We start from the raw sequence: 22576 nt of genomic DNA on the forward strand, positions 1-22576 counted from the left end.
TTGCATATGGGCGTAAGAGACTCCCGTCGGCGCAACCGGAGCCTCTTCCGCCCATATGCAATCTTATTTCCAGCTCGCTTTACGTTCCTGATACAGCTGGTTCATCGCAGCCTCGGCTTTGCCGATGCCCATGTCGTCCGCTTTTTTCAAAAATGCGTCGTAGCCCTTGTCGAATTCTGCATCATTTGCGGATAACAGCAGCTTCACAATGGTATTGTACGCATATTGATTCACTTTCGTCGACGCGATGAATTCGTCGCTCTCCGGCTTGAAGTTCAGGCCCGAAATATCGGAAGAATCCCAGCCTGTGCTGCGTCCTTCCTCGATCCAATCCGTCCCTTTCTCGCCGAAGCCTTCATTGGCACGCTTCTGCTCGTCGTCCATCCACATCGAGAAGTCCAATTCCTTCTTCGAGTAATGGTACGTGAAGCTCGGATGCTCGTTCATATCCGTGCTGAACGTCAGGAAACCGAATGTGCCGAGGCCGCGCTTCGTCGCGAACAGCTCGTCATTCTGCCAGCCGTTCACTTGGAAGGTCGTGCTGAGAATGACCTTCTTTCCGTCTTCTACGGACGTATAGTAATCGTAGCCCTCTTTGTCTTCGCCATCATAGTTGATGACTCCTTTTTGCAGCAGGTTGCCCTCCTGGGTGTTGAGGTAATTGACGAACTGCATGAAGCGCGCAGGGTCCTTCATTTTCTTCGTTATATAGATGCCCGTATCGTAGTTTGCACCGTATTCGTCATAGGTCGTCCTCGCGACGTTTGCATCCGCTTTCAGCAAGAAATATTTAAAGCGGAACGGCTTTTTATCCTGCGTGAAGATGCTGTTCGCCTCGTACATATTGTCAAACCAATGCCCGATGGAAGAGAATACCTTCTCCGACGCCATCTTGGCCTTCAAGCCGTCCATGTTCTGAACCGCGGATTCCTTGTCGAGCAGCCCTTGCTGATAAAGCTGGTTCACCCACTGCAGCGCATGGCGGATGCCCGGATCCTTGAATTTATACATCAGCTTGTCGTCCTGCGTCCATACGTAATCGCCGTATACCCGCACGCCTTCGGCGCCGGCGAGTGTCTTGATCATATTTTGGAAGAAGCCCTCGGCTCCCAGTGCCAGCGACATCGGAATGTACTGCGGGTACTTCTCCTTCACTTCTTTCAGCAGAGCCGTCGTATCGTCGAACGTCTGCGGCTTGTACCAGCCTTTGGCCTCCAGGACGTTCGTCAGAAACTGGAAGCTAAGTCCCGTCTCCAGCATGCGTTCCGCGCCAGGCATAATATAGCCGGAAGGAATGCGGTAGATCTTGCCGTCCGGGCTCTTCAGCTGATTCCAGGCCGAGCTCAAGTTCTCCTTGATCTGTCCGCCGTACTTGTCGAACAATTCATCAAGGGGAATGACATGGCCCGCATCGATGAACTTCTGTGCCATTGCCGGATTGGTAATGACAAGGGCGTCCGGGTATTCCCCGCTTGCCAGCATAATGTTCAGCTTCTCATCCGCGTTGGAAGGCGGCACCTCAAGCTTCAGATGAACCTTCGTCTTATCGTACACCTGCTTCACGATCGGCGCGTCATCCGCAGCGATCTGCGTATCCGGGTAAGGAAGCATCACGCTGAACTCCGCATCCGGCCAAGTGGACATATCGCCCTCGAGCGCAGGCGCGTTTGTATTCGCTGTGCCGCCAGAAGTATTGGATGGCTGCGCGTTGTTCGTCGTTCCACTGTTGCCGGAGCAGCCCGCCGCGATGGTGAGCATCATGCATGCGCTCAACAGCAGGCCAGACATTTTCCTTCCCCGATTGCTTGCTTTTCTCATATGAAACCTCCCCCAAGTGAATAAAAGCATCCTTTGCTATTTACAGCCCTCTGCGAGGACGAACAGCCTTATTGCGCCAGCCTAGCCTTTGACGGAGCCGATAAGCATGCCTTTGACAAAATATTTCTGAATGAACGGGTAGACGCACAGAATCGGCACTGTCGCCACCATCGTAATCGCCATCTTCACCGCATCCGGCGTAACCTTGACCATGCCGCGGCGGGCCAGACTAGCCTTCATCTGGTTAATCATCGCTCCGGCTTCGGTCTGATTCAATATTTTCATCAGCACATATTGGAGCGTTTGCAGCTTGTCGTTCACGGTGAAGAAGAGCGTATCCTGCCAGGAATTCCATTGGCCGACGGCGACGAACAAGCCGATCGTGGCGAGAATAGGCGTGGACAAGGGCAGAATGATTCGGAAGAACACGTACAGATCGTTCGCGCCGTCGATATAAGCGGATTCGATCAGCGCATCGGGAATCGTCTTGAAGTTTGTGCGGAGCAATATCATGTTGAACGCGCTGATCAAGCCCGGAATAATGTATACCCAGAACGTATTGTAAAGGTGAATCGTCTTGAACAGAATGAAGGTTGGTATAAGGCCGCCGTATAAGAACATCGTCAGAATAAAGAACGAATTGAAAAACTTGAAGCCGAGCAGTTCCTTCTTCGTGAGTGAATAGGCTAGCATGGCCGTGCATAACACCGAGGATAACGTGCCAGCTGCGGTGCGCAGCACGCTCATGACGGAAGCGTCAATCAGCGCATCGTACCGGAAAATAACGCCGTAGTTCGCGAACGTAAATTTCCTCGGCCAGACCGTTAGACCTCCGCGCATGGAATCGACGGCATCGTTCAGCGAGAACGCCAGCACATGCAGAAACGGATACAGCGTCACAATCATCAGCAGCGTAAGGAAGCCGATATTGCATACATCGAACAGAGTATCTTGCCATCTTTGTTTCATCGCTTTCGCCCTCTCTTCACAGCACGTTTTCTTCGCCGAGCTTCTTCGCGATCCGGTTGACGAGATACAGAAGAATCAAGGATACGATCAACCGGAACAGGCCGATTGCCGTTGCGTAGGAATACATCGCGTTGCCAAGACCCATGCGGTACACGTACGTATCGATAACCTCGGAATACTCGTATACCATTGGGTTACCCAGCAAATAGGACGGATCAAAACCTGCACTCAAGATCCCGCTGGTGCTGAGAATGAGCAGCACGACAATGGTCGGGCGAATGCATGGGAGCGTAATGTGCCACATTTTTCTCCATCGTCCCGCGCCATCGACGCTGGCCGCGTCGTACAACTCGGTATCGACCGCCGACATCGCCGCAATGTAGATGATGGCATCCCATCCGATGCTCTTCCAAACGTTTATAAACACGACGAGAAACCAGAATAGGTGCGGCTCCCCAAAGAAGAAAATCGGCTCGTCGATCAGGCCGAGCTTCATCAGAATCCGGTTTACCGTCCCGTCCGTCGGGGAGAGGAGCGTCAAGAACAGGTTGGCGACGACGACATACGAGATGAAGTAAGGCAAATAGGATATGGTCTGAACGGTCCGCTTGAAGAAGACGCCTTTCACTTCATTTAGCAGCAGCGCAAGCGATACCGCTCCGATCGTTCCGACCACGATATTCAAGACGCTGATTGCGATCGTGTTGCGCAGCAGTGTATACAGCATCTCTTCCTGGAAGAACGTCCGGAAATGCTTCAAGCCGACCCACGGGCTCCCCATAATGCCTTTGCCCGCATTGTAATCCTGGAAGGCCATGATCCAGCCCCAAATCGGCGCATAGCAGAATATGGCCGCCCAGACGGCGAACGGCACGCAGAACAGCAGCAAGATCTTCTGCTTCTTGATCTTCCTCCAAGCACTGCTTTGTTGTTGTGCTCTCGGAGCACCTGGCACCAGTCCGCTCGGAACATGATTCATCGTTCGGTCATCCTCTCTAGTTCCTCTCTAACCGCACAGTCTACTTCCAAGCAGAAACCGATCTGCGCCAGCCTTGTAAGCGGATTCAATTTGATGTATTCATCATAGCTCACTCTTTTGCGAGGGAACATCCAAATTACCGGACATTCGTGCTTGAAAACGTTCTTTTTTGGGGAACACATCCGTCTCCTTGGCCGTTATGGCCAAATCGAGCGAATCGCCCACACCTGCAGCGACCGGAACGATACGCTGCCTTTCCTCGCGAATACAGTGACTCTGTCGCTCTCCTCCAAGAGCGGATACATTCGTGCTGACAGACAGGAGTCATAGCCTGCAAAAACCTCGAGCAAGGAATAATCCAGCAACATATGCACCTTCACGGTACTCCCCGCCGCCCAATCGATCTCCCCTCGAAGCTCCGCCTTATGCGTCGACGGCGACAAGCTTGAGCGAGTACGATCCACATGAAAGCTGCGCTGCTCCGGCTCGAACACGATAACTGTGCACTCTTCATCATTATCCGTGTGCAGCAGCTTGAACCCGAAGGATGCATTCGCGTCGATAAGCTCAATCTCCGCAAGCAGCTCCAATGCCCGCCCTCTCGTTTGCAGCAAGCAGGCGGAGCCCGCGTTGGCGAGAGCAGCGTCTCCCTCATCAGCACCTGCGCAAAGGATCAATCCGCTTAAGCGCTCGCATGGTCCGCGCAGCCGCTGCAGCTCCGGCACCGGATCCATACGGAGTCTGCCGTCCGCTGTCAGAGACAGCTGCCGCGGAACGGTAAGCGCTCCAGCCCAGCCTTTCGCGTCTTCAAACGCTCCGCGCGCCACTTCCGGCATCCATGCCCACAGCAGTTTTCGCCCCTTGCCGTCCTCCATGACATTCGGCGCGTAGAACCCTTCCCAGCCGCCGGGGTCGAGCACGCCATGATGCTCGGGCGTGAACGTAAAGTCGTCGTTCAGCGTGCCCGTATAATAGCGAACGGCATCTTTAGGCGAAACTTCGACTGCATTCTCATTGAAGAAGAATTTGGTCACGGCAAGCCCGACCACTTCATTTATCAACATGCGTTGAATCAGCTTGACACTTGCGCCGACGAAACCTGGATGGTCGGCGACAATTACGAATGGGAGATTGACGCTCCCCAGCAGCTCGGCATTCGGGGGATATGGGTCAATCCCAGCGGAGAAGCCAGACGCAATGCGGAGGTTCAACCAGCCCCGTTCCGAACGATACGTGCTTTATGCGAGCTTCGCGCGATTCTCGCAGATCAAGACTCGCAATAGAAGGGAGTGATTCGATACTGCTCCATATTGAAGACTTCATTCACGAGTTTTTGCACGAGGACCTACTGAGCCGAACGAACGTAGAGACCGTTATCCTGTGTGGTTCCTATGCTACCGGAAAAGCAACAATGCTCAGCGACATCGACTTGTGCTATATCGGTTCATTCGCAAGCTTCCAAAGGGAAAGCATCGCGTATCAGGGTCGCGAGTTCCAGCTAATGCTCGCGCCGTGGTCATGGTATGAACATGTCGTTAATGAATATGAACGCAAAGGGAACTTGGCAACGATTACCGTCATGCTTGCTACCGGCACATGCTTAATTGGTGATAGCGATCAGTGGAGAGGCTTGAAGCAATTAGCTGATCAACTATATTACGAAGGTCCTCAGCCCCCCTCTACCGAGGAATTGAGAAAAATCAGAGTACAGCTCACCGACATATGGGAAGATTACTGCGATAAAATCGACACTCAGGAAAGACTGTGGCTATCGATAGCGATCCTGCAAAATTGCATGGAAGCTATATTCCGGATCCGTGGTTGGTGGTCGGTAAAGCCCAAATACCAACTCGAAGAAATATATGCTCGTGATTCCAGAATGGCAGAATTGCTTGAGCAGTGTCTTTCTTCAATCGGGACTCAGAACGAATTAGAAACGATTTGCCGTTATGTTCTGGAGCCTATTGGCGGATGGATGAAGGAATCATGGAAAGCCTAGGCACAATCAGGAGAATAAAAACGCGGCCGTGAACCGGCTGCGTTTCTTGCGTTTCCCCTACGGGTCGATCGTTTGGATCGTCCCGTCCGCATTGTAGCGCAGTTCCGTAAACTTTATACCGAAGAGCGAAGAGCTATCATACGGTCCTACCTTTCCGACTATCCGCCCCTTCCATGCGATCTTTGCTTTCCCGACCGCCTGTCACTCCCGTGCCCATCCTCGCTTCCCCGAGCGCCAGCCCTCCATACCATCTTAGCTTTTCGGGCCAGCCGCACGCCCCTCCCCCTGCGATATTTTCGGCAGTCCGCCCTCCTTCTACCTGCGAACTCGGAGGCTATGTTGGATAAATCCAACATGGAAAGGCGATGTAGGCAGTTTCCGGTAGCTATAGTGGAAAAATCTAAAATCCACTCATTTTTGCTCAAAAAGCGGCGAAATCGGCCCATTCTGCCGAACATAAGCGGATTAACCCAACATAGCTTCATAGTTACCCTAATATCTGGATGTTGGGGACCGTAGATGACATCGGCAGTCCCGAAGTAAACTTGAGAGTCGGAATATCCGACTCTCAGCTATAATCCGGCGCTTCTCGGGCGCGAGAGTCGGATTTTCCGACTCTCGCAACTGAAAAAGAGAGCGAGATACGCCTGTGTACACCTGAGAGTCGATTTTCCCGACTCTCAGCTCTAAATCCGGCGCTTTTCGCCCGCGAGAGACGGATTTTCCGACTCTCAGCCCCGCCTCCGCCGCCCCCAAACCGTACAAAAAAACGCAGCCGCGAAAACGGCTGCGTTTCTTGCTTTTTCCCCGCGTACGGGTCTCGTCCCATCCATCCTTCATCCAATTACCCTTTTACGGATCCAGCCGCAATGCCTTCCACGATCCGATTGCTCAGCAGGAAGAAGATGACGAGTATCGGCAGAATGCTAATCATCAGCGTCGCGCCGATCGCGCCCCAATTCGTCGTATACTGGCCAACGAAGTTCTGGATGCCAACGGTCAGCGTCTTCTTCGAATCATCGCTCAGGAACGTGTTGACGAATATGAACTCGTTCCAGTTATAGATCATGTTAATAATTGCCGCCGTCACGCTTACGGATGCGGTCATCGGCAGAATGATCCGGAAGAACATCCGGTTCACGCTGCAGCCGTCCATGATCGACGCCTCTTCCACTTCCTTCGGGAGCGCCATGTAGAAGCCCATCAGGATCATAATCGTCAGCGGCAGGTTGAACGCGATATATGACAGCACGATGCTGAGCTGCGAATCGGTCAGATGCACTTTCTTAAATAAGCTGAACAACGGTATAAGCGTCGAATGAACGGGAATCATCATGCCGATCATGAACAGCCCGAGCACGATGCCGCTCAGCTTCCACTTCATCCGCGTCATCGCGAACGTCACGAAGTTGGCGAGCAGAATCGTAAGCACGACGGATACAACCGTAATCCACAAGCTATTGAAGAAATATCGGCCGATGCTGCCCTGCTCCCAAACGGTGGAGTAGTTGCTCCAGTGCAGCGTCTTCGGCAATGCAAACGGCGACAGGTTAAAAATCTCTTGGTTGTTCTTCAGCGAGAAGAGCAGCAGCCAGAGAAGCGGAAGCAGCTGCAGCACTGCAGTCGCCGCCAATACGACATAGAGAACGCCGTATCCAATCGAGCTGCTAAGCGTTCGTGCGGAGACTGCTTCTTCCGTACGGGGACGAATCGCTGTACTCATGCTTGGCAAGTGAATCGCCTCCTGTATTATGAATATTGAATGGTATCTTTCGTCGCTGTCAGACGGCGAATGACCCAAGTTGCAACCAGACAGATGATGAGCAGGAAGAAGCCAATCGCGCTGCCATAGCCAAAGTCAAACTCGCGGAACGCTTTATGGTACATGTACGATGCCATCACTTCACTGGCCTGGTTCGGACCGCCGTCTGTCATGACATAGATGAGGTCAAAATATTTCAAAGAGCCGACAACAGCCAGCACGATCGTGACCTTGATCACCTCCGAAATCAAAGGCAGCTTGATGCGCAGCGCCACCTGCAGCGCGTTCGCGCCATCGATCTTCGCCGCTTCCACGAGCGAAGCCGGGATATTCTTAAGCGCCGCGTAGTAGATCAGAATGTAGAAGCCGGCGAACTGCCACAGAATCGGGATAAAGATCGCATAGAGCACAATATGCGGATCTGCCAGCCATTCCGGCGTATGATGAAAACCAAGCTTCTCCAGAAGCCCGTTCAATATGCCATTAGTCGGGTGATACACCTTCAGCCACAGCTGCGCAATCGCGACGGAAGAGAGCAGCATCGGGATCAGATAGATTTTACGAAGCAGATTAGCTCCCCGGATCTTCCCGGATAACACAAGCGCAACTGCCAGGTAGAGGATCAAACATAGAGTGGAGAGCAGCGCGAACAACAACGAGTGAAACGTGCTGTGCCAGAACACGCTGTCATGCATAAGCGTCTTGTAATTCGCGAGCCCGATATAGCTCGGTTTGCCGATGCCGTTCCAATTCATTAAGCCGTAATATCCCGTCAATACAATCGGTACATAGATGATCGCAAGAATGAGGAACAGGGACGGCAGGACGTAGAGCGCAATAATTCGTTTATTCGACATGACTGTATTCATCGCTGTCATGGCCTCCTGCTGTTGTCCATGCATGGGAAAGGCGCAGCCGCAAGCTGCGAATGCGCCCTTCCTAAGCATGACGTTCTTTTTATTAGAAAATTACTTGCCTGCCTTCAGTGCTTCATCTTGCTTCTTAATAAACTCATCCGGTGTTACCGCTTTGCCGAGCAGCGCCTGCACCAGGTTATGATGCGCGTCGGATGCGCCAGGTTTCATCTGGGTATCGAGGTAGAGCGTGACTTTGCTCGCTTTGTTCAACTCGTTCAGCAGATCGATGAACATCGGCGGAAGCTTCACAGTAGACGTATCGACTTTCGTAGCCGGGATAACGCCAGCGTCCGTTACGGAGTGCTCGCCCCACTTCTGTACGAAGAAGCTGACGAATTTCTTCGCTTCATCCACATGCTTCGAGTTCTGGGATACGAACAAACCTACGCCCGGTCCGCCTACCCAATCATCCACATTGCCTTTGCCGCCATCGACGGTCGGGAACTTGAAGTAGCCGATCTTATCCTTGAACGCTTGCGGTACGTCCGGCGAAGTGGTGTAGTTCGGCACTTCCCATGTACCCATCGCGAACATCGCCGCTTTCTCGTTCATGAACAGCGCCTTCGCTTCTTCGTTGGACAAGCCGTTGTAGCCTTTGACGAACGCGTTCATGTTCACAAGCTCTTGCGCTTGCTTCGCCGCATCGAGCAAGGCTGGATCGTTGAAGTCGTTGCTCGCAACCGCCTTATCCATCACGTCCGGACCGCCGATCCGGTCAGCCAGGTACATGTACCAGAACGAGGACGGCCAAGCGTCTTTGCCGCCGAGCGTGATCGGAGTCACATTGTTGTCGTTCAGCGTCTTGATGACCGTCTTCAGCTCATCCAGTGTTTTTGGCGCTTGCAAGTTATATTTGGCGAAAATCTCTTTGTTGTAGTAAACAGGAACGATGTTCAGCTCCACTGGAAGCGCGTACGTCTTGCCGCCGAAGGAATAAGCTTCGGTTGTGCCCGCTACGAACTTATCCTTCAGTTCGCCTTGAAGCAGATCGTCTACCGGTGCGAACATGTTGCCGTTTACATAAGGGTCCATGAAGCCGGCCGCCCAAGTGAAGCCGACATCCGGAAGGTCGTTCGATGCGGAGAGCACCTTCAGCTTGTTCTTGTATTGTTCGTTCTCAAGCACTTCGGTATCGATCGTTACGTTCGGGTTCGCTTTCTCGTACTCGCTAATAATATCCGTGACCATCTTGTTCTGCGCGGAGTTGCTGCCGTCCGGCCACAGGTGCATCATCTTCAGCGTAATCTTCTCGTCCGATGCTGCGCCGGAATTCGAATTGCCCGAGGATGCATTCGCATTCGACGAATCGGATGCGCTATTGTCCGTGCCCGCGGAGCTGTTAGCCGCATTATTATTGCCCGAGTTGCCGCCGCAAGCGGTTACAACAAGCGTCGTAGCGATAAGCAGGGTGCCAAGCGTCAAAATCTTGCTCTTCATAAGATGAAAATCCCCCTTAAACGTGTATGAAGGATGTATGCGCTTTCCTTCTGGATATTAGTCTATCATCGGTGCGGGTAGGGGATAAGGGTACGGCGTTTGCGTAAACTTCCACTATTTTTGGGTATTCTCTTCTTCCCGTTTCATCTCGGAGCGGTACTGCCCCGGACTCATGTCCTCATATTCCTTGAATACCTTGTTAAAATATTTGGCCGTCTGATACCCGATCCGCTCGGCAATTTCCGCAATGGGCAGGTTTGTCCGAAGCAGCATCTCCTTCGCTCGCTGCAGCTTCCGGCGTGCCACGAATTCGCTGAACGTCATCTGGCTCTGCTCCTTGAACAGCGTGCTGAAGTAGCTGGCGTTCAGATGCACATGCTCGGCGACGTCCTTCAGACTGACGGCCTCTTCAATATGTGCGTCTACGTATTGCATAGCGCTGCGAACCGGATCGCTAAGACCCGCTTCCGAATCGGCAACCGCCATCAACTGCGGATCGCTCATCTTCGTCATGAGCATCACTCGGTCCCGTTCCTGCACTGCCTCGAGCGCTTCTTCTACGGCTGCAATCAGCTTGTCCTTGCTAATCGGCTTGAGCAAATAATTGACGACGGACAGCTGGATCGCCTGCTGCGCATATTCAAATTCGGCATGGCCCGAGATTAGAATGACAGCTGGCCGCCGCTGCATGTCCGCCTCCTTCATCCGACTAACGAGACTAAGCCCGTTTATCTCCGGCATGCGAATATCCGTAATCATCAGATCGACCTGCGTCTCCTCCAATATGCCCAGCGCAGTGAACCCGTTTTCTGCGGTCAACAGCTCGTATTGCAAATCCGCCCAAGCGCCGAGCATCTTCTTCATGCCTTCTCTCGATCTTGGCTCGTCGTCGACGATAAGAATGGTCCGTGTTCTCATAGTAGAGCTCTCCCCCTGTCTGCCGGAATCGTAATGCTAATGCGCGTTCCCTTACCCTGCTGGCTCTGAATCGAAATACGCGAGACTGCCAAGTCTCCTTCACTTGGAAAATAGAGCCGCAGCCGCCGCTGCACATTCGCGATGCCGACGCCGGAATCTTTCGTTGACTGCACTTTCCCGCTCTCCAATCCTTCAATAAGCTGGCGTAGGCTCTCCTCGCTCATGCCCGCTCCGTCATCCTCGACTGTCACGATGACATCCTCTCCGAACTTCCGAGCCGTAACCTCTACGCGTCCTGGTGTAACTTTGCTCTCCACGCCATGCAGAATTGCATTCTCCACAAGCGGCTGAAGCAGCAGCTTCGGCAGCTGAATAGAGGAGAACTCGTCCGATACGTCGATGTGCCAGTCCAGCCGATCCTCGAAGCGCATCTTCATGATGTTCAGATAGCGTTCGATATGCTCAAGCTCCTCGCGCAGGCTGACCCATTCATCCTTGTTCGGCTTCGTAATCGTATAGCGGAACAGATCGCTCATGTTGACGACGTAAGCCGCGAGCTGTTCCTCGTCCTTATCGAGCAGCGACCAGTAGAGAGCGTCGAGCGTATTGAACAGGAAGTGCGGATTGATTTGCGCCTGCAGCGCTTTCAGCTCCGTCATGCTTTGCGACAATTCTTTCTCATAGACAAGTTTAATAAGGCCGTTTATATTATCGACCATCTGATTGTACGAGTAGTTAAGCTCCCGGATTTCTATGGTCGATGAGACGATATCCGTCGGCTTCAGAATGTTGAGGCGCGACCCGCGCATCGTCTTGATGAGTCTAAACAGCGGACGCGTAATGATCGTTGATAGGAAGAAGGAGAGCAATATAAACAGAATCGTGCCGATGCAGGCAGATACGATAATGGTCGTGCGGACGACCGAGATTCCCTTCGTAATCGTGTTGACCGGCGTCAGAATGAGCAGCGTCCAGCCGGTTACGGAAGAACGCTGTTTGACGACGATGAACGATCGATTGCCGATCTTCACCGTCTGGTCCTTGGAAGCCGCGAGTACTGAAGCCTCCAGGGCAGTTATCGATTTATCGTTCGAGGTAATGAGCTGGCCGTCCTTCGCGATAAGCAGCATCGTCTCCGCTTCGCCTTCGCCGGAGAGCGGACCTTTGAGCGCGAACTTGCTGCGGTCAGCCCGAATCAGCAAATAGCCGCCCGTCGAGAAATACTTATCGATGAGGCTTATTCGGCGAATCGCCAGCAGCGACGACGGATCGGATGGATCGATGCCGAACCAGACAATGCCGCCCTTCTTGGCATTCGCCTGCTCGATCCAGTCCTCGCTCACTTTCACGCCGAGATTATCGCCGTCCAGCGGATAGAGCCGGACGCGGTCTTTATTATAAAGCTCCACCGACTTGATCCCGTCCGTGTACATTTGCACGAGATTGATGATCGGCGGAAGCGCTTGCCGTTCTGCGAACGTCGAATGATGCCCTTTGGTCTCTCGAAGCAGCAGCTGCTGCACGTAGCCGTTCGTGGACACTAACGTCGTTAAGGAATCGATCTGATCCAGTACCCCCTCAAGACGCCCATTCGCTTGAACCGCCGTTTGGCCGATATGCTTCTCGGCGTTATTTTTCAGCAGCGTCGATACGGAATTGAAGGTAATGCCGCCGACAAAGGTCAGGATAATCATCATCACGGCTATAAACCCGAACAGCATCTGGTTTCGCAAGGTGTTATAGTTCAGCAGCTTTGGCCACACGCTTGAATCCTCCCTCTCTAGCACAGATACCTCCCACCATATCATTTTTATGGATGAATAGGAATAACAATAAGGCGTTCAAAAGCAAGCACCGCCTGCCCTCGAACGCCTCTCTACTATCTACTACAGCACTTCTTCCAACTGCTTGCGACTATGTGCATCAAGCTGCTGCCAATCGGTAATCTCGCAGCGTTTGCCGCTGATGTCCGAGAGCAGTACCCGCCCGCCTCCCGGATATTGCATGAATTCGTGCAGGTTGCGCATGACGATGCGGGTCGCGCCAAGATGCGTCTGCAGCTCCCATATCCATAGGTCCGACTTGAACTTCACGCTGTCCACCCGCGTTACGCGCGGCATGAAGTAGCGGAGCTGCAGCTCCTTCTCTAATTCCACCGCACTCTCCTCGTAGAGCTCCTTCACATCGGCAATGATTCCAAGCTCGTCGCCCTTCGTGGTCCGGATCGAGATATACTGCGTGGCATACAAGAACGGGAAGGCGCGGTACACTTCCAGCTCCTTGTACGTTTTGCCATCGATAATACCTTGAAACACACCGCCCTGGCCGCGGCTGAAGTAGACGTCATCCGGCGAGAAGAGCCGGATATCGTACGGATCCGTCGTTATCGTCATTAACCTTCAACCCCCTTAATCTTGGACAGCTCGCGCTGCGCATCCACCAGCTTGCGGTACACGCCGTCTTCCTTGTCCAGCAGCTCTTCATGCGTGCCGACCTCCACAATCTTGCCCCGCTCAAGTACGACGAGCCGGTCGGCATTGCGAAGCGTGGACAGACGATGCGCGATTGCGAACGTCGTCCGGCCCTTAACGAGACGCGAGATCGCCTCCTGGATCTGGCGCTCGGTCTCCGTATCCACGGACGCGGTCGCCTCATCCAGGATGAGAATCCGCGGATCGTGAATGACCGCGCGGGCAATCGCGACCCGCTGCTTCTCCCCGCCGGAGAGCTTGTGGCCGCGCTCGCCGACCCGCGTGTCGTAGCCATCCGGCAAACGCACGATAAAGTCGTGCGCGTTGGCGATCTTCGCGGCGCGCATAATCTCGATCGGCGTGGCGTCAGGCTTGGAATACGCGATGTTCTCGGCAATCGTGCCGTCGAACAAGAAGGTTTCCTGCAGGACGACCCCGATCTGCTTGCGCAGGTCGATCTGGCTGATGCTCCGCAGATCTGTGCCGTCAATGCGAATTGCGCCTTCGTCCGTGTCATAGAAGCGGCAGATCAAGTTAATGAACGTCGACTTGCCGGCACCGGAATGGCCGACTAGACCAACCATTTCCCCGGCCTTCACGGTCAGGTTCACGTCTTTCAGAACAGGGTGATGCTTCTCGTAGCCATAGGTCACTTTCTCGAACACGACCTCGCCTTGGATGACGCCAAGAGGCACTGGATTATGCACGTCCGGCACGTCGGACGGCGTATCCATAATCTCGAACACGCGGTGCGCGGCCGCCATCGCATTGCTGGCCCAGCTGATCATCTGGCTGATCCACTGGAGCGGACCGAAGAGCATGCCGAGGTAAGAGATGAGCGCCATCAGCACGCCGAGCTGCATATTGTCATGCAATACTTTGTTCCCGCCGTTGTACCAGATCAGCAGCGTGCCAAGCCCCGCAATAAAGGCAAACGCCGGAAACATAAACGACCATAGCCCTTCCATGCGGATGTTCCGCCGGACCACTTCTGTATTCGCATCCGCATAACGGGACAGCTCATCCCGCTCGCGGCCGAACGCTTTGACGACGCGAATGCCTTGCAGCGAGTCGCCGACAAGCGTATTGAGCCGGAAGATCGAGCGCCACTGCTGATACCAGCGCCGTCCGATCTTCGGCCATATGGTCATCGATACCGCAACCATTACCGGTACCGGAAGGATGGCATACAGCGTCAGCTGCCAATCGAGTCCGAACATAATGATAAAGATGGCAATAATCCGCAGCAGCTCCGCCGACATGAACACGACGCCGTCCGTCATGAACTGCCGCATCGCCTCGGAATCGTTGTTCACTCTGCCGATGAACTGCGAGGTCTGTCGCCGATCGAAGAAAGCCAGCGAGAGCCGCATGAGCGAGCTGTACACGTCCTTCCGCAAATCCCCCATCAGCTTGGAGCCGACCCATACGCCGATGAGACCGCGAATGGTCTGCATCACCGACATCAGCAGCATCGTAGCGCCAAGTCCAAGCACCACGAGCAGCAGCGTCGAGCCGAGATCCTTCGGTCCCAGCACATCGTCGATAATAACCTTCGTTAAGTAAGGCGGTACGAGCTCGACCAGCGTGGTCGTAATTAAGAGGCACGCCGCTGCGATCATGTGCATCTTGTAAGGCTTCGTATACCGCAGCATCCGCGCCGCTACTTTCGAGTTATCCTTGCAGAACTGGCATACTTGGGTCCCCTCGGACAACGGATGGCCGCAGCTAGGGCAGTTACGCGGAAGCTCCCGCTCCGAAACGACCGGCCGTTCTTCGCCCTTGGCAAGTGCGCCAAGCAGCTTGGCGGCGAAGCCAAACATCGGCGATAACGCTGCCGTGTACCGCGCAATGACGACAGGGCCTTTGCCGGTATCGGCAAGCAGCGTACCTCCGCCAACAGCGCTCGCCGCACGCGCATCTGTAAGTTCCGATACGGCAAGCTGGAGCAGCTGCGTACCGTCCTGCTGCCATACCATGATCTGCCCTTCCGTAATGGCCAGCCACTGTTCCCCGAAACGGCCATTCTCCAGGAGATCGGTCTTCGTGCTGAACAACAGCTCAGCCTTCAATTGCTTCCGCATGACTTCCGGAAGCTGACTTTCGATCGACGACATGGTTTCCTCCCATTCTTCAATCACTTGTTGTGAGCAGACCGGGACACCTCAACCACCCCATCCGCCTATACGAATATATGTTCGTCAATCATCCATTATATCCTGCTTGATTTGTAAACTTTACCCAAATATTTTTACTGTTTCGTTCCGGCCGCCTCTTTAACCGCCCCCAATAACAACAAAAACCCAAGCGAGTTCTCACACTCGCTCGGGTCTCTTGCGAACCTTCTCCGCATAATACAAGCCGCTTTCGGGGAAGCTACCTTTTGCCTTAGGCGGATGGCATCATTTTCCTAAACTCATGTTGCATTGCCAGTCTCGGGCTGCTGATTCTGCTTCTTATGCGCTATATATTTCTTAACCATCTTCTTCCCCGTGATGAAATACCAGACGATCAACGGCGAAATAATGTTAATGCCCAGGACCACACATACGATGATCCACATAAACCATTCCGTATTAATCACTTTCTGATAGATCCATGAGTGATAGAAATCCATACCGGCCTGGCTCCTTTGCCCTGTAATGTCTTAACTCATATAGTGAACAGGCGAGCAGCCGTCTATACCAGGCACGAGAAAGGATGGAGTGAAACATGCCAGCAGACCAAGTAGCCAAAGCAGACAAAGCAGACAAAGCAGCCAGAGAGCAGGAGGAGCTATTAAGCGCGACTTTCACGCCGAAGCTAAACGATAATATCGCCATCATCGATGCCCTGCTCGGGAAGAGCGCGGATCTGCAGCAGCGGGAGTTCCGGTTATGCGGCAATCCGGATTTTCCGGGCGTCTGCTTTTTCGTCGACGGGCTCGCGGATACGCTCGTTATTGAAGCGATTCTGAAGGCGCTCATCGTGTTCGGCGAAGATCTGCATCGCGATCCCGCTGCAATTCCATCGGCGGAAGAACTGCGGACGACGCTGCTCGTGAACGCTTCAGCGAAGACGGCAACCCGGATGAAGGACGGCATTGCCGCCGTCGTGTCCGGCGATACGCTGCTCCTCGTTCAAGGCATGAAGGAAGCGCTTATTGTCAGCTCTAAAGGCTGGAAGGATCGGGGCGTTGAGGAGCCTTCCGCCGAAAATAACGTCCGCGGTCCGCGTGACGGCTTCAACGAGAGCATCCGCACCAATACGGCGCATGTGCGCAGGCGTATTAAGGACCCGCAGCTGCGTTTTGACCCTATGATTGTCGGCACCCGCTCACAGACGGACATCAATATTGCGTATATCCAGGATCTTGTGAAAGAAGGACTTGTCGACGAGGTCAAAAGAAGGCTGCGAGGCATTAAGATCGATGCGATTCTCGAGAGCGGCTATATCGAAGAGCTGATTGAAGACGCGCCGCTGTCGCCGTTCAATACGATCCAGAGCACGGAGCGGCCGGACAAAGTCGCTTCCGCCCTGCTCGAAGGCAGAGTCGCCATCTTCATCGACAATACGCCGGTCGTTCTTATCGTACCGACGTTCTTCTGGCAGTTCATTCAAGCGCCGGACGACTACTATAACCGCTACTGGGTCGGCTCGTTCTTTCGCTGCGTGCGCTATCTCGCGCTCATTATCAGCCTCGTGCTGCCGTCCATCTACGTCATGCTCGTCTCGTTCCATCACGAGATGATTCCAACCGCGCTGGCACTGACGATTGCCTCCGGCCGCGAAGTGGTGCCGTTCCCGGTCATCCTTGAGGCGCTTATGCTCGAGATCGCCTTCGAGCTCATGCGCGAAGCCGGCCTGCGAATGCCGAAGCCGATCGGCCAAGCGGTCAGCATCGTAGGCTCGCTCATTATCGGACAAGCCGCCGTGCAAGCGGGGCTCGTCTCTCCGTTCATGGTCATCGTCATTGCGATTACGGAGATTTCATCCTTCGCCATCCCGAGTTATTCCTCATCGCTCGCGCTGCGCATCTTCCGGTTCCCGCTCCTGATCGCGTCCGGCGTGTTCGGCTTGCTCGGCTTTGCGGTCGTGTTCTTCGCCCTGCTGCTGCACGCGATGTCGATCCGCTCCTTCGGCGAATCGTACTTGGCGCCGGCAAGCCCGTTCCGGCCGGGCGATCAGCGTGACATGGCGATTCGGATGCCAATCTGGATGATGAACGAGCGGCCGGATTTTGCTCAAGATTCACAGCGGCTGGGCGAGAATCAGATGCCGCAGCCGCCAAAAGGAGGCACGACCTAGCGATGAAACGTGCTGCAGTTCTATTACTCAGCCTCCTCTTACTGCTATCTCAGACCGCTTGCCTGGGGCTGCGGCAGATTAATGAACTTGCCCTTGTCACTGCCGTCGGTCTTGATATTGGTGATAAGCCCGATACGGTCCGGGTATCCGTCCAGATTATCCGGCCTGCCGATGCGCGCGGACAAACCGGGGCGCCTTCGGGCGGAACCGGGCAGCCGATTTACTCGATTAGCGCCGAGGGCTCGACCATCTTCGATGCGATCCGCAACTTAGGGCGATTCTCTTCGCGGCGTGTGTACTGGGCCCATAATTTTGTCATCGTCATGCACGAGGACTACGCCAAGAAGGGTATCGAGGAGATGGTCGATTTCTTCACCCGCAATCATGAGCTGCGCATGAGCTCTTGGGTGGCGGTTACACCGGACCGTCCGGATGAAGTCATTGCGACAATAACCGGTCTTGAGGTCGTGCCCGGCGAGGCCATCGATCGGCTCTTCCGCAATAATCACATTGTCGGCCGTGCGCCCGCGAGCAACATGATGAATCTTGAAGAGGCTTTCCTGAGCAGTTCGACGGAGCCCGTACTAGCTAAAGTATCCTTGAAGCCCCGGGGCATCTCCAACAAGAAACCAGAAGAGCACGGTTCCCTGGAGCAGGTAGAACTCGCCGGCGCAGCGGCATTTCACGGCGACAAAATGGTCGGCTGGTTGAATTCGAAGGAGGCGCGCGGTCTTCTCTTCTTCTTGGAGCGTCTGAGCAGCGGCATCGAAGTCGTGAGATGTCCGAACAATAACAGCGAGAAGCTGTCTGTTGAGTTCAAGGAGGCCCGGACGAAGGTGACCCCGAGCTTCCCGAATAATAAGCCGCACTTCCGGATTCAGATCAAGACGAATGCGGACATCGTCGAAAGCGGCTGCGGCATTAATCTGGATCAAGAGGTGCGCTTGGAGACCCAGAAGAAGCTGGAGAACCAGCTGAAGCAGAATATTATGAGCGTCATCGACAAAGCGCAGAATAACTATCATTCTGACTTTATGAAGTTCGGAGATGTATTCCGAAACAAATATCCGACAGAGTGGCAAAGCTCCAAGAAGAATTGGGATCTCATGTTTGCGAAGGCGACGTTCGATGTAGAAGTCAAGGCGAGCATCAGGAGCGGCGTAGTTAAAGCAGTTGGGACTGAAATTCGATGAATATGAAGCTAAAGATGCAGCGGGTGTCACAGCAGGCCCGGACGTCCAACCAGCAGAGCAAATTTCAAATTACGAATGGCATGTTCATTGCGATGATGGTCAATCTCATCTTCGTCAAGGCAATCGGCGTCACGCAAGGCGTACTCGCCCGCTCGATCGGCCAGGATATGTGGATCACGACCATGCTAGGGATGTTCCAGGGGATGGTTGTGATCTACATCACCTACCTCGTCCTGCGCAAAACGCCTGATCTTGATTTCATGTCGCTCGCACAGCGACTGCTTGGCAAATGGTTCGGCAAGCTGATCGCGCTTGTCATCTTCGCGTTCTTCATGGCCGGCTTCGGGCCTGTAATGCTGACCTTCGTGTATCATATCCAGGATTACTTCTTACCGGAAGCGCCGCTCATTCTGTTCTTCGTCGCGCCGCTGCTCGTCGGCGCGCTTGGCTGCTACTATGGACTTGAAGTAATGGCTCGGCTCGCGCTTGTCGGGATGCTGTTTATATTTCTGTTGAACGTGCTCATCATTATCGGCTCTACGAATGAATTCGATATTCGGAATTTGCTGCCCGTCTTGGAGAACGGGTTTCCCCGCACCTTCATGGCCAGCTTGAACTACGACACCGATTGGGCGTTCGCGACGATGCTCGCAGCGATTGTCATGCCCTCTCTTAAGAATGCCGGCAAGATCGGCGGCACGACCGGACTGATCGGCATCGGAGCGAGCGGACTGCTGACGATGATCTGGTCCATTCTCGAAGGCGCCGTTTTGTCCTCAGAGGTGACGAGCCAATACACCGTATCGTGCATGAAGCTGGCACGCAATGCGCACATCGGCACCTTCCTGCAGCGATACGAGATGATCATGATCGCCTTGTACTCCATCCCGATTCTGTTCGAGGTGATGTTCTTCATCTATGCGACATCGGTGTGCGCGACTCGAATCTTCGGACTGAAGAGCAATCGAAGCATGATCCCGATTGTGAGCGTCATTCTCGGTACGTACGGCTATTGGATCGTAGGCGACCATTACCGAGCGATTAATTATCTCGAGGAGACTTGGCCGAGGATCGCGCTGCCGATTGCTTTCGGCCTGCCGGTGCTGCTGCTGATCTTGCGCCTCATGCTCGGCAAGAAGCTGAATAAACAGAGTTAACGATAAACCCCCGCAAAGATTAGATAGACTAATCCTTACGGGGGTTTGTTTTATTTAGGAGGATTCTCCGGTGTCGGTACGGCAGGCCCAAATATAGCATATGCCTTACGAGAGTTCGTATATTCAGCGTAGTTTAATATAGGGTTTACAATAGACATAGAAAAGCCGGCAGCGAACGCTGCCGGCTTTCTCGATTTTTTTATTAGTTATTCCGATACAGCTTCTCCAGCGCCTCGCGCTGCTGCGGCTTAATATCGATTCTGGAGCGGATATTCTTCGCTCGCAGCTCCGCATCCTCTAGCGTGTCGCTGATACCCAGATTGATCAGCGTTCCCGCTGCAACGACTCCTGTGCGGCCTCCGCCCCCGTTGCAATGAAAGGCTACCTTTTTGCCGCTTTTATACGCATCCACCACGTGGTTAATCGCCTTCATGAACAGGACGTCCTGAGGCTCCGGGGCATTGTCGCCCAGCGGCACTTGAATCCACTCGACGTTCGCCTGCGGATACTCGCAGCCGCTCGCATCGCCGCGAAGGTCAACAACCACATCGACGCCTTCATTCTTGATCATCGCTTCTACATCCGCTGCCCCGCCCATGAAGATCCGGTTCTCGTGTAGGGACTGGTATTTCTTCTCCACGGTCATTGCTTCATCCACTCCTCCGTATAGTTGACCTGATTATACATCCGATCCAGCAGATACGTATACAAGTACATCCCGCCTATACAGATGAAGGAAGCGGCCAAGAACCACCCGTCTTTCAAGGTGATAAGCTGCAATTGCTCCATAGCCTTAAGTGCAAGAAACAGCAGCACAATGACCACCAGCTTCCACCTCCATCTGATTCTAGAGAAATAGAGGTATATGGTGATACTGCCAAGAATGAGCGTTTCGGAAGCCGAGAGAATGACCATACTGCGGTCGCTGCCAGGTACTAAGGTCGAGCTGTATCTCCGAATGCCAGCAAGCTGAAGCACCCACGTAATCGAATGAATGTACAGCGTCACCAGGCCAAAGAGGATAAACGGATAGCGCCAGAAGCGCCACTTGGAGCTGAAGCAGACGTTGTATGATTTTGTCGCGATCCAGAAGAAAATGAGCAGAAACACGACGGTCATCCAGGTACGATACCAATAGTGCTCGTATATGCCTAAATAAAGAAACAGCTCCTCGATGCCCCCATATACGAGTGCGAACAGGATGCACCAGTAAAATCGCGGTCGAAACAACGCAAGAAGTGCGGCTGTCGCCGAAACGGAAAACTGAGAGAAGAGATTGCCCGCGATCGCATCGTTGGGTGGTGATTGCGGGATCAGCATCGGTTTGTACGTGTATGCGTTCAGATAAGAGAGAACGACCATCTCGAAGCAGAAGCTCATGCCTGTAATTGTAAAATAGAATGCCAGCATGAAATAAGGACGTTTCGCTCTCCTTAGAAGAATGGCGAGTTCAATAAGCGTCGTGATGCCGAGTAAAATAAACCAGATTGTGTTGGTCCAAAAGGTTTCGGGCAATTCCTCACTTCGTTTCCTCAGGTGATACACAAAGTATTTCCATATGAGGGGAAGTTAGTCGCCGATTGACACCTCGCCTGCCTGTCTTATACCAACGTCAATTTCCAAAAGGCAATTCGGTCCCGCTTCCATGTGTAGGTGATGTACAGCTCATTGCCTTTAGACACGATGGCCGGGTACGAGTATTCCCCCGGTTCGTTCTCCAGCACGAACTCATCGCCCCACGTCATACCGTTATCGTGCGAGAAGCGCACCACAAGCGGCGTTCGCGGGCTATCCGTTGCATAGCCGCTCACCGGGTTAAAGATCAGTGCAAGCTTGCCGCTATCCATTAGCGCCACATCGATACCGCTGTTGTTATTCGGCAGCGCAGCCTTGTAAGCTTGGCACCACGTCTGCCCGCCATCCTCCGAATCGCTGCGGAAGATCCAGCCTTCGGTGCTGCGCAGCAGCATATGTATATGCCCTCCTCCGGATGACCACAGTGTCGGCTGAATGAGCCCTTTGGCAAACCAGTGGACTGCGCCTACATATGATGCCAGGTCCATTGGTACAAGCTCGCTCTTCGTCCATGTCTGTCCGTTGTCGCGCGAAATATCAACGAACGCCTCCCAGATTTGCTTCCCTGCGATGTCCGGATCATGCCGTTCCACGGAAGCCGGTGCCAATATCGTACCGGACGCATCCGGCAGCATAATCGGCTTATTCCGTACAGGACCGCGCCCCCCGATATCTCCCGGAACCAGTTCCCGAGGTGTCTCCCAGGTGATCCCGCCATCCTCGGAACGACTTACACGCGTGAACCATTCCGTAATTTCGCGGCCCACTTTATAGAACAATACAAGCGAATTCCCCTGTGCGAGCAGCACCGGGTTCCAGTGCGCAATCCCCTCTTCGTCAGCCGCTTTGTACGGCGCCGACCAGACGCCCTCCACGCGCCGCGACATCCAGATCGCTACATCGCTCGATTTTTCATGCTTCCCTGCAAACCATGCCGCTGCTGCATCGCCATTCGCGAGCACCGCCACTGTCGATGCATGACTGCTCTGAAACGGCTGCCCCTCTTCGAAGATATACTGCTTCTCCGCAATGATTCGGTTCCCATTTTCCATGATCCATTCACGCTCCTTGCGAACAGGATACCTACTGTCATG

Annotated in this window: 20 protein-coding genes; 5 read left to right on the forward strand and 15 right to left on the reverse strand. The window is 53.8% G+C overall.

Annotated elements, in window-relative coordinates; all coding sequences use genetic code 11:
- Positions 1-63 precede the first annotated feature (63 nt).
- From A8990_RS17125 to A8990_RS17145, 4 genes are all read right to left on the reverse strand, one after another.
- Positions 64-1818: an extracellular solute-binding protein gene (locus tag A8990_RS17125; RefSeq protein ID WP_181909633.1), complete on the reverse strand. Its 1755-nt coding sequence runs from the start codon at positions 1816-1818 to the stop codon at positions 64-66.
- An 81-nt stretch (positions 1819-1899) separates the two neighbouring features.
- The gene (locus A8990_RS17130) at positions 1900-2787 is read right to left on the reverse strand and encodes a carbohydrate ABC transporter permease (protein ID WP_116190268.1); all 888 of its coding nucleotides are present in this window, start codon (positions 2785-2787) and stop codon (positions 1900-1902) included.
- A gap of 16 nt (positions 2788-2803) precedes the next feature.
- Entirely contained in the window at positions 2804-3766 is a 963-nt protein-coding gene (locus A8990_RS17135) for an ABC transporter permease (RefSeq protein WP_116190269.1), read from the reverse strand.
- 197 nt (positions 3767-3963) lie between these two features.
- Positions 3964-4641, reverse strand: coding sequence for a GH32 C-terminal domain-containing protein (locus A8990_RS17145; protein WP_425463914.1), 678 nt, complete (start codon positions 4639-4641; stop codon positions 3964-3966).
- Here A8990_RS17145 and A8990_RS32750 point away from each other — a divergent pair.
- Positions 4531-5049 (forward strand): HAD family hydrolase, encoded by a 519-nt coding sequence (locus A8990_RS32750; RefSeq protein WP_425463915.1) that lies wholly within the window; start codon positions 4531-4533, stop codon positions 5047-5049. The genes A8990_RS17145 and A8990_RS32750 overlap by 111 nt on opposite strands.
- Positions 5007-5765, forward strand: a complete 759-nt coding sequence (locus A8990_RS17155) for a nucleotidyltransferase domain-containing protein (RefSeq protein ID WP_181909635.1) — start codon at positions 5007-5009, stop codon at positions 5763-5765. The genes A8990_RS32750 and A8990_RS17155 overlap by 43 nt, the downstream gene beginning before the upstream one ends.
- A gap of 844 nt (positions 5766-6609) precedes the next feature.
- Here the strand turns inward: A8990_RS17155 and A8990_RS17160 are convergent.
- From A8990_RS17160 to A8990_RS17195, 8 genes are all read right to left on the reverse strand, one after another.
- Positions 6610-7488 (reverse strand): carbohydrate ABC transporter permease, encoded by an 879-nt coding sequence (locus A8990_RS17160; protein ID WP_116190319.1) that lies wholly within the window; start codon positions 7486-7488, stop codon positions 6610-6612.
- A 26-nt stretch (positions 7489-7514) separates the two neighbouring features.
- Positions 7515-8396 (reverse strand): carbohydrate ABC transporter permease, encoded by an 882-nt coding sequence (locus A8990_RS17165; RefSeq protein ID WP_116190274.1) that lies wholly within the window; start codon positions 8394-8396, stop codon positions 7515-7517.
- A 99-nt stretch (positions 8397-8495) separates the two neighbouring features.
- The gene (locus A8990_RS17170; protein ID WP_116190275.1) at positions 8496-9881 is read right to left on the reverse strand and encodes an extracellular solute-binding protein; all 1386 of its coding nucleotides are present in this window, start codon (positions 9879-9881) and stop codon (positions 8496-8498) included.
- A gap of 114 nt (positions 9882-9995) precedes the next feature.
- Positions 9996-10799 carry a response regulator transcription factor gene (locus tag A8990_RS17175; protein ID WP_116190276.1) on the reverse strand — a complete coding sequence of 268 codons (804 nt, stop codon included), beginning with the start codon at positions 10797-10799 and terminating at the stop codon, positions 9996-9998.
- Complete coding sequence (locus A8990_RS17180; RefSeq protein ID WP_116190277.1) at positions 10796-12562, reverse strand: sensor histidine kinase; 1767 nt, start codon at positions 12560-12562, stop codon at positions 10796-10798. Before A8990_RS17180 ends, A8990_RS17175 begins: the two co-directional genes overlap by 4 nt.
- A gap of 123 nt (positions 12563-12685) precedes the next feature.
- On the reverse strand, positions 12686-13192 hold the full coding sequence (locus tag A8990_RS17185; protein ID WP_116190278.1) for a DUF1854 domain-containing protein: 507 nt from the start codon (positions 13190-13192) through the stop codon (positions 12686-12688).
- A complete protein-coding gene (locus A8990_RS17190; RefSeq protein WP_116190279.1) occupies positions 13192-15387 on the reverse strand; it encodes an ABC transporter ATP-binding protein in 2196 nt (731 codons plus the stop codon). The genes A8990_RS17185 and A8990_RS17190 overlap by 1 nt, the downstream gene beginning before the upstream one ends.
- 299 nt (positions 15388-15686) lie before the next feature.
- A complete protein-coding gene (locus tag A8990_RS17195) occupies positions 15687-15887 on the reverse strand; it encodes a hypothetical protein (protein WP_116190280.1) in 201 nt (66 codons plus the stop codon).
- A gap of 95 nt (positions 15888-15982) precedes the next feature.
- Between A8990_RS17195 and A8990_RS17200 the strand changes: the two genes are divergently transcribed.
- Genes A8990_RS17200 through A8990_RS17210 form a run of 3 tightly spaced genes read left to right on the forward strand, consistent with a single transcriptional unit; the run spans position 15983 to position 19907 of the window.
- On the forward strand, positions 15983-17557 hold the full coding sequence (locus A8990_RS17200; RefSeq protein WP_116190281.1) for a spore germination protein: 1575 nt from the start codon (positions 15983-15985) through the stop codon (positions 17555-17557).
- A 2-nt stretch (positions 17558-17559) separates the two neighbouring features.
- Positions 17560-18750: a Ger(x)C family spore germination protein gene (locus A8990_RS17205; protein WP_116190282.1), complete on the forward strand. Its 1191-nt coding sequence runs from the start codon at positions 17560-17562 to the stop codon at positions 18748-18750.
- Positions 18747-19907 (forward strand): GerAB/ArcD/ProY family transporter, encoded by a 1161-nt coding sequence (locus tag A8990_RS17210; protein ID WP_245996071.1) that lies wholly within the window; start codon positions 18747-18749, stop codon positions 19905-19907. The genes A8990_RS17205 and A8990_RS17210 overlap by 4 nt, the downstream gene beginning before the upstream one ends.
- Before the next feature lie 202 nt (positions 19908-20109).
- On the opposite strand, the gene A8990_RS17215 is transcribed toward A8990_RS17210, so the two are convergent.
- The 3 genes from A8990_RS17215 to A8990_RS17225 form a co-directional block, all read right to left on the reverse strand.
- The gene (locus A8990_RS17215; RefSeq protein WP_342772901.1) at positions 20110-20553 is read right to left on the reverse strand and encodes a protein-tyrosine phosphatase family protein; all 444 of its coding nucleotides are present in this window, start codon (positions 20551-20553) and stop codon (positions 20110-20112) included.
- A complete protein-coding gene (locus A8990_RS17220) occupies positions 20550-21422 on the reverse strand; it encodes a hypothetical protein (RefSeq protein WP_116190283.1) in 873 nt (290 codons plus the stop codon). Before A8990_RS17220 ends, A8990_RS17215 begins: the two co-directional genes overlap by 4 nt.
- A gap of 86 nt (positions 21423-21508) precedes the next feature.
- Positions 21509-22534, reverse strand: coding sequence for a sialidase family protein (locus A8990_RS17225; RefSeq protein WP_116190284.1), 1026 nt, complete (start codon positions 22532-22534; stop codon positions 21509-21511).
- Between the last annotated feature and the right edge of the window lie 42 nt (positions 22535-22576).

The sequence above is a fragment of the Paenibacillus taihuensis genome, assembly GCF_003386535.1.
Classification (GTDB): Bacteria; Bacillota; Bacilli; order Paenibacillales; family Paenibacillaceae; genus Paenibacillus_Z; species Paenibacillus_Z taihuensis.